Source organism: Amycolatopsis dongchuanensis (genome assembly GCF_039542405.1).
GTDB lineage: Bacteria > Actinomycetota > Actinomycetes > Mycobacteriales > Pseudonocardiaceae > Amycolatopsis_E > Amycolatopsis_E sacchari.
This window is the reverse complement of record NZ_BAABIB010000064.1, coordinates 20468-32455: the sequence shown is the minus strand read 5'-3', so window position 1 is coordinate 32455 and position 11988 is coordinate 20468. Positions and strand designations below refer to the sequence as shown.

Annotated in this window: 12 protein-coding genes; 4 read left to right on the top strand and 8 right to left on the bottom strand. The window is 72.0% G+C overall.

Annotated features, from left to right (window positions below):
• Positions 1 to 213: 213 nt before the first annotated feature.
• Positions 214 to 960: a class I SAM-dependent methyltransferase gene (locus tag ABFX51_RS15545; RefSeq protein ID WP_091508347.1), complete on the bottom strand. Its 747-nt coding sequence runs from the start codon at positions 958 to 960 to the stop codon at positions 214 to 216.
• A 38-nt stretch (positions 961 to 998) separates the two neighbouring features.
• Between ABFX51_RS15545 and ABFX51_RS15540 the strand changes: the two genes are divergently transcribed.
• Positions 999 to 2825 (top strand): S9 family peptidase, encoded by a 1827-nt coding sequence (locus ABFX51_RS15540; protein WP_346054098.1) that lies wholly within the window; start codon positions 999 to 1001, stop codon positions 2823 to 2825.
• 48 nt (positions 2826 to 2873) lie between these two features.
• Here ABFX51_RS15540 and dps read toward each other — a convergent pair whose 3' ends face one another.
• From dps to ABFX51_RS15525, 3 genes are all read right to left on the bottom strand, one after another.
• A complete protein-coding gene (dps, locus tag ABFX51_RS15535) occupies positions 2874 to 3347 on the bottom strand; it encodes a DNA starvation/stationary phase protection protein Dps (protein ID WP_091508343.1) in 474 nt (157 codons plus the stop codon).
• A gap of 18 nt (positions 3348 to 3365) precedes the next feature.
• The gene (locus ABFX51_RS15530) at positions 3366 to 3791 is read right to left on the bottom strand and encodes an organic hydroperoxide resistance protein (protein ID WP_091508342.1); all 426 of its coding nucleotides are present in this window, start codon (positions 3789 to 3791) and stop codon (positions 3366 to 3368) included.
• A 133-nt stretch (positions 3792 to 3924) separates the two neighbouring features.
• Complete coding sequence (locus ABFX51_RS15525) at positions 3925 to 4497, bottom strand: NADPH-dependent FMN reductase (protein ID WP_346054097.1); 573 nt, start codon at positions 4495 to 4497, stop codon at positions 3925 to 3927.
• Positions 4498 to 4601: 104 nt separating this feature from the next.
• Between ABFX51_RS15525 and ABFX51_RS15520 the strand changes: the two genes are divergently transcribed.
• Entirely contained in the window at positions 4602 to 5654 is a 1053-nt protein-coding gene (locus ABFX51_RS15520) for an alpha/beta hydrolase (protein ID WP_091508336.1), read from the top strand.
• A 52-nt stretch (positions 5655 to 5706) separates the two neighbouring features.
• Here ABFX51_RS15520 and ABFX51_RS15515 read toward each other — a convergent pair whose 3' ends face one another.
• A complete protein-coding gene (locus tag ABFX51_RS15515; RefSeq protein WP_091508334.1) occupies positions 5707 to 6240 on the bottom strand; it encodes a hypothetical protein in 534 nt (177 codons plus the stop codon).
• Between the two features lie 365 nt (positions 6241 to 6605).
• Here ABFX51_RS15515 and ABFX51_RS15510 point away from each other — a divergent pair, with 365 nt between their 5' ends.
• Positions 6606 to 7733: an MFS transporter gene (locus tag ABFX51_RS15510; protein ID WP_091508441.1), complete on the top strand. Its 1128-nt coding sequence runs from the start codon at positions 6606 to 6608 to the stop codon at positions 7731 to 7733.
• A gap of 57 nt (positions 7734 to 7790) precedes the next feature.
• A complete protein-coding gene (locus tag ABFX51_RS15505; RefSeq protein ID WP_245783090.1) occupies positions 7791 to 8312 on the top strand; it encodes a P-loop nucleotide/nucleoside kinase family protein in 522 nt (173 codons plus the stop codon).
• 1 nt (position 8313) lies between these two features.
• Here ABFX51_RS15505 and ABFX51_RS15500 read toward each other — a convergent pair whose 3' ends face one another.
• The 3 genes from ABFX51_RS15500 to ABFX51_RS15490 are packed head-to-tail and all read right to left on the bottom strand — an operon-like array spanning position 8314 to position 11895.
• On the bottom strand, positions 8314 to 8667 hold the full coding sequence (locus ABFX51_RS15500; protein WP_091508329.1) for a hypothetical protein: 354 nt from the start codon (positions 8665 to 8667) through the stop codon (positions 8314 to 8316).
• A gap of 9 nt (positions 8668 to 8676) precedes the next feature.
• Positions 8677 to 9543, bottom strand: coding sequence for an SAM-dependent methyltransferase (locus tag ABFX51_RS15495; protein ID WP_091508328.1), 867 nt, complete (start codon positions 9541 to 9543; stop codon positions 8677 to 8679).
• Positions 9544 to 9552: 9 nt separating this feature from the next.
• Positions 9553 to 11895, bottom strand: coding sequence for an SdrD B-like domain-containing protein (locus ABFX51_RS15490; RefSeq protein WP_245783089.1), 2343 nt, complete (start codon positions 11893 to 11895; stop codon positions 9553 to 9555).
• Positions 11896 to 11988 lie beyond the last annotated feature (93 nt).

Below are 11988 nucleotides of genomic sequence, written 5' to 3'. Positions count from 1 at the left end.
GCTCATCGTCATACCTCCTGCTCAGGAACCTACATAACCCCTGAGCCACAAAGTCTGACGCGCGACAGTCACCACGCAACCAAACCGGACCATAACCACCAAGCCACAGCCCATCCACACCCTCACACTGAGCGCCCTTGACGCGCCCGCCCCACCGTAAGACCCTCGCGCAGGAAGGGGCCCCAACCGCACCCGAAGGCCCGAACCCCCGAATCACTTCACCGCCAGTAGCTCCTCCCAGCACTGCAGGAAATCGCCATCCCCGGCGTGCGACCAAGCCCAGGCCGAACGGGCCGCGCTGGCCAGCTGGTCCCGGTCCTCCGAAGACGCCGACAGCGCCGCGTCCAGGCGGGACTCGACGTACCGGGCCAGCTCCCGGTACCCCATGTCCGGACGAAAGCGCGCATGGGTGTGGATCTCGCGGAACCCGGCCTGCTCGGCGTACGACGCGATGTGCTTGCCCGCGAACGGATCGCCGCCCGCGCGGCGGCGCAACAGGTAGTGCCCGCGCAGCGCGGCCACCACGTTCACGGTCTTCGGGCGCAGGCGTGCCCGACTCCAGTCCGAAGTGGACAGAGCGAGCGTGCCCCCGGGCCTGAGCACGCGGCGGATCTCCCGCAGCGCCTCGACCGGTCTGCCCAGGTGCTCGAACAACGCGTGCGCGAAAACCACGTCCACGCTCTCCGACGGCACGGGCAGCGCGTACACCGAGCCCGCGACGAAGTCCACAGTGGACTCTCGGAGGAACTGCCGCGGTTCCACGTCGACGCCGAGCACCCTGCCCTCACCGACGAGCGGCACGAAGCCCCTCGTGATGCTGCCCGGACCGCACCCGACGTCGAGCACCAGCATCCCCGGCCGCAGCGACCGCAGCAAGAAAGCGGCCCGGTCGCTCGCGCTGCGTGCCGACATCATCGACAGCACGTCATCGGAGAACCCGGGCGCGTATCCCTCCAGCACACGCCCACCGTACGGGCAGCACCTGGCAGGATCGAGGGGTGACCACTCAGCACCCGCCCGCCGTCATCCCCGACCGCCTCTTCGCCGATCCCGAGGCCGAGGCCCGCTGGCGCGCCCGCTTCCACGCCCCGCGCGTGTCCGTGCCGGACTGGGCCCTCGACGCGCCCGACGCGAACATCTACGTGTCGAACGCGAGCGGCGTCTGGGAGGTCTACGCCTGGAACCGCGCGACCGGCGAGCACCGCCAGGTCACGAACCGCCCCAACGGCACGCTCAGCGCCACCACCTCGCCGGACGGCGAGTCGGTCTGGTGGTTCGACGACACCGACGGCGACGAGTTCGGCTCGTGGGTGCGGGAGCCCTTCGCCGGTGGCCCGGCGGAACGCGCGCTGCCGGACGTGCACGACGGGTACCCGGCCGGGCTGGAGATCGGGCACCGGCTCATCGCCGTGGGTGTCTCGACCGACGACGGCAGCGAGCTGTTCGTGCACGTCGACGGCAAGACGGAACGCTTCTACGCCAGCAAGGACGACGCCGGCATCGCCGCGCTGTCCCGCGACGAGCGGCTGCTCGCGATCTCCCACTCCGAACACGGTGACTCCCGGCACCCGGCGGTCCGCGTGTACGCGACCGACGGCCTCACCACCGTCGCCGAGAAGTGGGACGGCGAGGGCAAGGGCCTGACCCCGCTGGAGTTCTCCCCGGTGTCCGGTGACGCGCGGCTGCTCGTGCTGCACGAACGCCGTGGCCGCGAGGAGCTGCTGATCTGGGACGTCGCGGCCGACACCGAGGAAGAGCTGTCGCTCGACCTGCCCGGCGAGGTCTCCGCCACCTGGTACCCGGCGGCGGACGCGCTGCTCGTCGTCCACTTCCACCAGGGCCGCAGCTCGCTGTACCGCTACGACCTCGGCACGGCCGAGCTGACCTCTTTGGACACCCCGAAGGGTCGGATCGGCGGGGCGAGCGTCCGCCCGGACGGCACGGTCGAGTACTCGTGGTCCAACGCCGCGCACCCGCCGGTGATCAGGGCACGCGCCCAGGACGGGACGGACACGGTGCTGCTGGCGCCGCCCGGCGAGCCGGCGCCGCCGTCCGCGCCGGTCGCCGACGCGTTCGTCGAGGGGCCGGGCGGGCGCGTGCACGCGCTCGTCGCGCGGCCGGTCAACGCGCCCGAGGGGCCGCTGCCGACCGTGTTCACCCTGCACGGCGGGCCGCACTCCGCGGACGAGGACCGCTTCTCGGCGTACCGGGCGGTGTGGCTGGACGCCGGGTTCGCCGTCGTCGAGGTCAACTACCGCGGGTCCACGGGCTACGGCTCGGCCTGGCGGGACGCGATCGAAGGCCGCCCCGGGCTGACCGAGCTGGAGGACGTCGCCGCGGTGCACGACTGGGCCGTCGACAGCGGGCTGGCCGACCCGGCGAAGTGCGTGGTCTCCGGCGGCTCGTGGGGCGGGTACCTGACGCTGCTCGCGATCGGCACGCAGCCGGAGCGCTGGGCGGCCGGGGTGGCCGCGGTGCCGGTCGCGGACTACGTCGCCGCGTACGAGGACGAGATGGAGCAGCTGCGGTCCTTCGACCGCGCGTTGTTCGGCGGCTCGCCGGAAACCGTGCCCGACGTGTACCGCGAGTGCTCGCCCCTCACGTACGTCGAAGCGGTCCGGGCGCCCGTGCTGGTGCTCGCGGGCGACAACGACCCGCGCTGCCCGATCCGGCAGATCGAGAACTACCTCGACCGGCTCGCCGAGCTTCAGCGGCCGTACGAGTTCTACCGGTACGACGCCGGGCACGGCTCGCTCGTCACCGCGGAGACCGTCAAGCAGACCGCGACCGAGGTGTACTTCGCGTTGCGGGCGCTGGAGAAGTGACGAAAAAGCCCCGCCGGGCGACCGGCGGGGCTTGCTCGTGACGCGGGGTCAGGCCTGCTGCGCCTGCCACATCCAGTGCGCCTCTTCGAGCGCACGGGTGATCTCGATCAGGAGGTCCTGGGTGACCAGGTCGCTCTTGTCGGTCTCGTCGATGCGCTTGCGCAGGCGCGCGATCTCCTCGGCGAGGATGTCGACGATCGCGGCGATGGTCGACTCGACGCTCTGCCAGTTGTCCGGGTAGTCGGGCAGACCCGAGCTCTCGACGACCGTCTTCGCCTTGCCGTTGGGCGAAACGCCGATCGCGTTGGCGCGCTCGGCCACCTCGTCCACGTAGTTGCGGGCGGTGGACACCAGCTCGTCGAGCTGCAGGTGCACGCTGCGGAAGTTCGAGCCCACCACGTTCCAGTGGGCCTGCTTCGCGATCAGCGAGAGGTCGATCAGGTCGACCAGCGTCGCCTGCAGGACGTTGCCGGTGACTTCCTTGTCGCTCTCCGGGAGCGGGCTCTTGATCGGAGAGTTCATGGCGGGACTTCCTCTCTGTCAGGAGGTCTTGGCGGTGACCTCGACCTCGATGTTGCCGCGGGTGGCTCGGGAGTACGGGCACACCTGATGTGCCTGCGCGACCAGCTCGTTCGCCTGCCCCTGCTCCAGCCCGGGCAGGTACGCCTCCAGTTTCACGGCGAGCCCGAAGGCGTCGCCGTCCTTGCCGATCGAAACCTCGGCGGTCACCGTGGAGTCGGTCAGCTTCACCTTCGCGCCGCGGGCGACGGCCTGCAACGCACCGTGGAAGCACGCCGAGTACCCCGCGGCGAACAGCTGCTCCGGGTTGGTGCGCTCACCGCCGGGTCCACCCATCTCCTTCGGCACCGCGAGCTGCTCGTCGATCACGCCGTCGGACGAGGTGACCTCGCCGTTGCGGCCGTCACCGCGCGCCGTCGCGACCGCCGTGTACACCACGTCGACCATCGTCGTCCGCACCTCCTGTCCCTGGGGGAATTCCAGCTTCCCACTGGGGACAACGATCCGCACGGGCGTCACCGTGCCGGGGCATGGCTGTTCTCACCACCGGGAATACCCGCACGCGCCCGTGGCGAACCCTTCAGCGGCGGCGGTCGCGAGCGAACTCGGTCACGTGCCGCCCGATGAGGCGGAGGGTGTTGACGACCTTCTCCTCCGACGCGCCGCCCGCCTCGTCGAACTTGACCTCCGCCGAGTTGATCGCGCCGCCGAGCGGCGTCGGCCAGCCGCGGAGGGCGTGCGTGATGGTGCGGAGCTGGTCGAGCGTCGTGACCGCGGCCTGCCAGCCGAAGGCGACGGCGATCAGACCGACGCCCCGGCCGTCGAGATACGGGCGGGTGTCGGGGCGCAGGTCCTCGAGGTAGTCCAGTGCGTTCTTGACCAGCCCGGACAGGGCGCCGTGGTACCCGGGCGAGACGATGATCAGCCCGTCCGCGCCGCGCACGGCTTCGACGAGCCGTTCCGCCTCGGGCGTCCGTTCGGGGATCCCGGAGTCGTAGAACGGCAGCACGAGTTCGCTGCCGGTGATCGCCTGGGTGCGCGCGCCCGCTTCCTCCGCTCCCGACAGCGCGATGCGCAGTGCGCGTTCGGACTGCGAGCCCGCGCGCAGGGAACCACCGATGCCGACGACGTTGATCACCGAGGAGGAAGTCACGCCTTCGAGGCTAACTCCTCTACTTAAGTGGAGGACCAGGATTTGGGACGGAGGCCCGGATCACAGCTGGCCCCGCTGCCTACTCGCCGGTAACCTCTCCAGTCATGGCGAACGTCCTCAGGTCCCGCATCGAAGCGGCCGGAGCCCAGCTGGTCTTCTCCCTGCCCCGTCCGCTGCGGCGGCTCATCGCGGGCCGCCCCATCCGCGTCGACGGGCAGGAACTCGCACTCGACGCCCAGCTGCTGCTGCGGCTGCAGCAGCTGGCGGGGGCCACGATGGCGAAGGAGACACCCGAGCTGGCGCGGCAGATGCTCGCCGAGTCAGCCCACCTCGTCAGCGGTCCGCCCATCGAGCCGATCGCGACGCGTGAACTGGTCATCCCCGACGAGCACGGCGGCGTGCCCGCGACCCTCTACACACCGGAAGGCCTGCCCGAGAACTCCGGGCTGCTGGTGTTCTTCCACGGTGGCGGCTGGGTGATCGGCACCCGGGCCAGCCACGACAACGCCGCTCGGTTCCTCGCCAAGCACGCGGGGGTGCGCGTGCTGTCGGTGGAGTACCGCCTCGCCCCCGAGCACCCGTTCCCGGCCGCGACGGAGGACGCGATCGCGGCCTTCGACTACGCCTACGCCAAGGCGAAGGACCTGGGCGCCGACCCGGAGCGCATCGCCGTGGGCGGGGACAGCGCGGGCGGCAACCTCGCGGCCGTCGTCTCGCAGGTGACCACGGGCCGCGGTGGCCCGTCGCCCGCCTTCCAGCTGCTGTTCTACCCCGGCGTCGACGCCTCCGTCCGGCGCCGGTCCCGTGAACTGTTCGGCAACGGCTTCTTCCTCACCGACACGGACATGACGTGGTTTCTGAACCACTACGCGCCGGAAGGTGTCGACCGGACCGACCCGCGCCTGTCCCCGTTGCTGGCGAAGGACTTCTCCGGCCAGCCGCCCGCGTACATCGCGACCGCGGGGTTCGACCCGCTGCGCGACGAGGGCGAGGCGTACGGCGAGAAGCTGCGCGAAGCCGGCGTGCCGGTGACCGTGAGCAGGCAGGCCGACCTGTTCCACGGCTACATCAACTTCCTCGGCATCGGCACCCGCTTCCGCGAGGCGACCGCGGAGGCCGCGGGTGCGCTGCGGGTCGGGCTTTCCGGGGTGAAGTGAAAAAACGGGGCCCGGCGTGTGCCGGGCCCCGTCCCCCCTCTTTTCGTTTGGTCTAGACCCCGGGCAGCGTGGGCGCTCCGGGCAGCGCGGGAGCCGACGGGACCGGCAGCGCGGGTACACCGCCCGGCAGCAGCGACATCGCCAGGCTCGTGACGGTCAGCAGCAGCGTCTTGACGAGGTTGTTGACCATGTCCAGCGGGGCGGGCAGGTCGGGCAGCGTCGGCACGGCGGGCAGCTGGCGGGCGGTGTCGGCCTGTGCCGGGTCGGCGAGGATCCGGCTGGTCTCCGTCGCCTGGTCGTTCGCGGTCGCGGCCGTCTGCCGGGCGTCCGACTGGATGGAGTACTTCTCGCTGGTCGCGAGGTCACCCAGGAGCGGGGTGAGCTGGTCGAGCGAGCGCTGCGTGCCCGTGACGTCCCCGGCGTAGGCGGCCTTGGTCAGCTCGTCGCGCAGCTGCACGACCTGGTGGCCCGCGGCTTCCGTGCTGGAGGTGCCCTTGCCGTCCGCCGAGGCGACACCGGCACCGCTCACCGCGAGCACGCTTCCCGCCACCGCGACCGCGATGATCCGGGCGAACTTGCCTTTCATTCCCTACCTCCTGGCCTCTTCCGGACCTGACAGCGGTAAGGAAACCCGGGGTGTCGATCTTGCACCAGCCGACCACCCGTCCGTGGAAACCGGTCACCCTTACGTGCCGGATCTGAATCACGACGGTTCGGCGGACCGGATGACGGGCGCCCTTCGCCCGTTGATCATGGAACCCGAGAGGCGGCGTCGCGCTCCGTGCTCGCCTCACCCCGGAAAACACCACGCTCACCCGATCCGCTGCATTCGGCGCGGGAGACGTTTGACCACCCCGCAGCCGGGCGGAAAACGACTTGGACGGCCGTGCCACTATGAGGTACGTGCTCGCGTATCGCCAGGTCCTCGCCGTTCCCCGTGTCCCGGCGACCATGCTCCTGATGTTCTTCGCCCGGCTGCCGATGACCGCGATGGGCATCACGCTGACGCTCCACGTGGTCACCGATCTCGGGCGCGGCTACGGCGCGGCGGGCCTCGTCGGCACCGCCACCACCCTGGGCAGCGCGCTCGGCGCACCACTCGTCGGGCGGATGATCGACCGCTACGGGCTGCGACCCGTCGTCGCCGTCTGCGGGAGCGCCTCGGCGGTGTACTGGGTCAGCGCGCCGCACCTGCCGTACCCGGTGCTGGTCGCGGTCACCCTGCCGGCGGGCATGCTCGCACTGCCCGCGACGTCGATCGCCCGCCAGGCGCTGACCGCGCTGGTGCCGCCAACGCGCCGCCGGTCCGCCTACTCACTGGACTCGATCTCGCTGGAATCGTCGTTCATGATCGGCCCCGCGGCCGGGATCGCGGTCGCGACGCAGTTCTCCGCAGGTGTGGCGCTGACGGGCATCGGGCTGTTCTTCGCCCTGACCACGGTGGCGCTGTGCTGGTACAACCCGCCCGTCCGGCACGAGGACGAGGTGGTCACCGGCAGCAGGCCGCGGGTGCGCGAGTGGCTCGGCCGCCGCCTCAGCGCGACGCTGCTCTTCGGTTCCGGCGCGTTGTTCTGCCTCATCGGCACCGAACTCGCGACGCTCGCCGCGCTGCGGTCGACCGGCGAGATCGGCTGGACGGGCCTGGTGATCGTGGTGATGTGCGTGGCGTCGGCGACGGGCGGGATCGTCTACGGCGCGCTGCACCGCTCGCTGTCCCAGTCCGGGCTGATGCTGGCGCTGACCGTGCTCGTGCTGCCGGTCGGCCTGTTCGGGCACCCGTGGTGGTTGCTGGCGCTCGCGCTCGTGCCGACGAACCTGCTGTGCGCGCCGACGCTGACCGCGACGACGGAGGAGGTCGCGGCGCTGGCGCCAGCGAGGGTGCGGGCCGAGGCGATGGGCCTGCTCGACTCCGCGACCAGGCTCGGCATGGCGCTCGGCAGCCCGGTGGTGGGTTTCGTGATCGACCACTCGTCGGCGGCGGCCGGGTTCGCCGCGGCGGGGCTGGGCGGGCTCGTGCTGGCCGCCGCCGGGTACGCGCTCCGGCTGCGGGTCGGCTGGACGCGCGCGGTCAATGCCTGATTCGCCCGGAAAGTGAGGAACGCCGGAGCCGGGGCCGTCCGTTGACCGGGCATGCGGATGACGATCGAACGGCGGTCGCTGGTGGTGGTCGCGGGCCTGCCGGGGTCGGGCAAGAGCACGCTGCTGCGCCGCACCGCGGCCCACGCCCCGGTGACCGTGCTCGACTCCGACCAGGTGCGTGACCGGATCGCGGCACTCGTCCGGCCGGGCACGCCATACCGCCGGTACCGCCCGCTGGTGCACGTGCTGCACCGCCTGCGGGTCACGGTAAGCGCTTTCTCACGCGCGGGCCCACTGGTGGTGCACGACCCGGCGACCGGGGCCGGCACCCGGACCTGGCTGCTCCTGGTGGGCCTGCTCTCCTTGCGCAGCAGGCATTTCGTGTGGGTGGAGTGCAGCCCCGACGACGCGCTCGCCGGTCAGCGGGCACGCGGGAGGGTGCTGCGGCCGGCGTCGTTCCAGCGGCACGTCGACCGGCTGCCGCGCGTGCACGCGGCGCTCCGGAACGGCCCGCGCGGCTGGACGCACACCCACGTGATCGACCGTGCCGTCGCCGGACTGCGGCTGGAAGCGGCTTGAGCTACAGGCAGGCCGCGCGCAAGGCCGAGAGGTTGTCCGCGTTGCGCTGCACCCAGTCGTTGAGGTCACCGAGACCGCGGGCCTTGCGCTCCTCCAGCGCGACGTAGGAATCCGCGAGCGTGAACAGGTTCTGCTTCAGGTCCTGGTCCGACACCTGCCCGGCCAGCTCCCGCAGCCGCGTGGCCTTCTGCCGCGCCTGGTCGGCGAGCTGCTCCGGGTCGAGGTTCGGGTTCAGGTTCGACAGGCCGAGCGCCTCCGCGCACACCCCCGCCTTGTCCACCGTCTCCCCCACCCCGGCACAGGCGGCCAGCACCAGACCGAGCGCGGCCACGCCGAACGCGTGCACGAGTCGCATACGGCCAAGCTACCCGAGCCGGCCGGTCACGTACCGCCCGTTCGCCCCGAACATCGACGGTCCGTCCTCCTGGATCACGCGTCCGTAGCGCTCGGCCAGCTCCTCGCTGCCGATCACGCTCACCGTCCAGCCCGCGGCCGACAGCCGCTCACCGGGATCGGCGAGCGTCCGCTCGGGCAGCAGCGCGGCGTAGTCGAACCCGCTGTCCCGCAACAGGGCGCCCACTGCGGGATCGGTGAAGGCGGCTCCCGGGTCATGGAGGTACTCGACCCCGACGGTGCTTCCGGGCGCGGAGAGCGCGCACAGCGTGTCCAGCAGCGCCGCAGCTGCCTCTTCGGGCAGGTACGGCAGCAGCCCCTCGACGAGCCACGCCGTCGGCTGCTCGACGTCGAAACCGGCCTCTGCCAAGGCTTTCGGCCAGTCTTCGCGCAGGTCCACCCCGACCGCGTGCCGCTCGCACCGGGCCGCCGCACCCCGCTCCGCCAGCACCCGGTCCTTGAACTCGAGCACGCGCGGCTGGTCGACCTCGTACACCTTCGTCTCGGGCGGCCAGTCGAGCCGGAACGCGCGGCTGTCCAGCCCGGCGGCGACCAGCACCACCTGCCGGACACCCGCCGTCGCCGCCTCCACGAGGTACTCGTCGAAGAACCGCGACCGCAGGCCCATGAACAGCGACATCCGCTCCCACACCGGGTCCGCGCCCGGGAGCTGGTCCGCCGTCGTCGGCATCGGGATGGGCGGGTTGGCCGCCGCCACGAACGCCGCCGCGTACGGGTCGTCCACCAACGGCTCCGCACGGCTGCTTTCCACGGCCCTGGCCGCGGCGACCGCCAGCGCGGTCAACCCGGTCCCCGACAACACGTCCCAGTCCGCCATGCCGCCAGGTTACTGGTCCACGACCTTCCACCACCGGACGGTGAACACCACACCGGCCAGCACGATCCCGGCGGTGAGCAACACCCAGCCGACCGGGAACCCGCCGCCGCCCCCGGAGCCGGACTCCTGTGCGGCGGGCGCGACGGCCGGTGCCGCCACCAGGCCCACCTTCACCGACAGGTCCTCCCGCGGTTTCGGCCCGACGGCCAGCGGCGGCAGGCAGCCGTCGGCCGCGCCCGGCACCCGGAACGCGGCGAACTCCGGGGACAGCGTGGCGAGGTCCAGGCAGACCCGGAACGTGCCGTCCGGCAGGTCGTCGAGGAGGTACCGGCCGTCGGCCCCCGCGCGGGTGGCCGCGACCACCCGGCCGTCGGCGTCCTTCAGCGTCACCGCGACTCCCGCCGCGCCGGGCTCACCGGGGTCGGGCGCCCCGTTGGCGTTGAGGTCGTACCAGATCCGGTCGCCGACGCGGTTGCGCGCGGCCACCACCCCGGCGTCCACAGTGGACTCCTGCCGGTGCCCGACGCCCACCGTGACGTCCTGGGTGCAGGAAGTCGAGAGGTCGACGTCGGAGTCCTTGCCCGCGTCGCCGACGTGGGGCTTCGACCACTGGCCCCCGGCGTACGCGGGCGGGAAAGTCTTGGGGTCGAAGCAAACCCGGTACGCACCGTCCGGGATCCCGGTGAACGAGTATGCGCCGTCCGCGCCCGTCGTGGTGGCGCCGGCGTCGGCACCGTCGGCCCGCACCAGCTTCACCGGCACGCCCGCGATGCCGGGCTCCACCTCGTCCTGCAGGCCGTTGCGGTTGCTGTCGAACCACACGCGGTCGCCCAGGCTGTTCGCGGGCGCGCCGAGCCCCGCGTTCAGCGTGGTGTCCTCCCGCTTGCCCAGGCCGATGGTCACGGTGCGGGTGCAGCCGGTCGCGGGGTTGGCCGCGGAATCCCCGCCGGAGCGGGTCGGGGTGAAATCGGCGATGGCGGGCGGCAGGTTGCCCAGGTCCAGACAAACCTGGTACGAGCCGTTCGCGACGTTCTCGAACGCGTACCCCCCGTCCGGACCGGTCGTCGTCAGTGCCAGCTGACCACCGTCGTCGCCACGCAACTTCACCGGCACCCCGGCGAGGCCGGGTTCACCGGGATCCTGCACGCCGTTGCCGTTGAGATCGGACCAGACGCGGGCGGCGATGCGGTTGACCGGCGGCGCGAGCCCGGCGTCGAGTGTGCGGTCCTCGGTGTGCCCGGCGTTCAACTCGACCGGTCCCGTGCAGCCGCCCGCCGGATCAGCGGCCGAGTCCTGCCCCGGCGGGCCGGCGCGCAGCCGGGTCAGCCGGTAGTCGGCGTACTGGGCGGGCAGTTTCGCGACGTCGAAGCAGACCTTGTACGTGCCGTCGGGCAGGTGCGAGAACGCGTACTGCCCGTGTGGCCCCGTGGTCGTGGCGACGACGAGCGCGCCGTCGGAGTCCTGCAGCGACACCGGCACGCCGGCGACCCCCGGCTCGCCGGGATCCTGCACGCCGTTGCGGTTCTCGTCGGCCCACACCAGGTCGCCGACCTCGTCGAGCCCGCCGATCAACCCGGCGTCGACCCCGTCGTCGACGGAACCGGGCACGCCGACGGCCACCCTGGCCGTGCCGGTCGAAGGGTCCACATTGGAATCGATGTCGGGGGTGACGCTCGCCAGCGGGGTGGTCCACCTCAGGCCGGCGACCGCCGGTGAGCCGGGAAGTCCCGCGGTGTCCACACCGGAGTAGTCGAAGCGGAGCGTGTAGCAGGTGTTGGGCTGCACGCCGTCCGCCGAACCGAAGACGTAGTGCCCCGCGGCGTCCGTCGTCTTCTCCGCCAGCGGGTTCCCGCCGCCGTCACAGGGCAGGAGCTGCACCCGGACGCCGGGCAACGGCGGTTCGTCACCGTCCTGCACGCCGTCGCCGTCGGTGTCGAACCACACCCGGTCGCCCAGTTCCACGTCGCCCGTCCCACCGCCGACGGCCATCGTCAGTGTCACCGCCCTGCCGCCGGAGACGTCGACGAACTCGGTCAGCGCGGCGAAACCGGCGGACCGCGCGACCGGGTGCACCCCGGTCAGCGTGGGCGGGATCGAGGCGTCGACGCGGTAACGGCCGCCGCTCAGCGCCGCGGTCGGGATCGTCACCGTGCCGTCGGGTGCGGTCGTCCCGCTCGCGCTCGCGCCCGAGGGGTCGGTCGCGACCACGAGGATCCCGCCGACCCCGGCGCCGCCCTGGTCCGGCCGCACCACGCGCACGGTCAGTGGCCCGTCGGTGGTGTCGGCGGTCGCCAGCGTGGGCGCGACGCTCACCACGAGCAGCGCCACCACGGCGACGATCACTTGCCTCACGACCAGCTCCCCGGCATCCACCTTGGAAAGACTGGCCACACCCTAAAAGCGGGCGAAGTCGATCACCGGTAGCTGCCGGGGTCACGAAAGGGT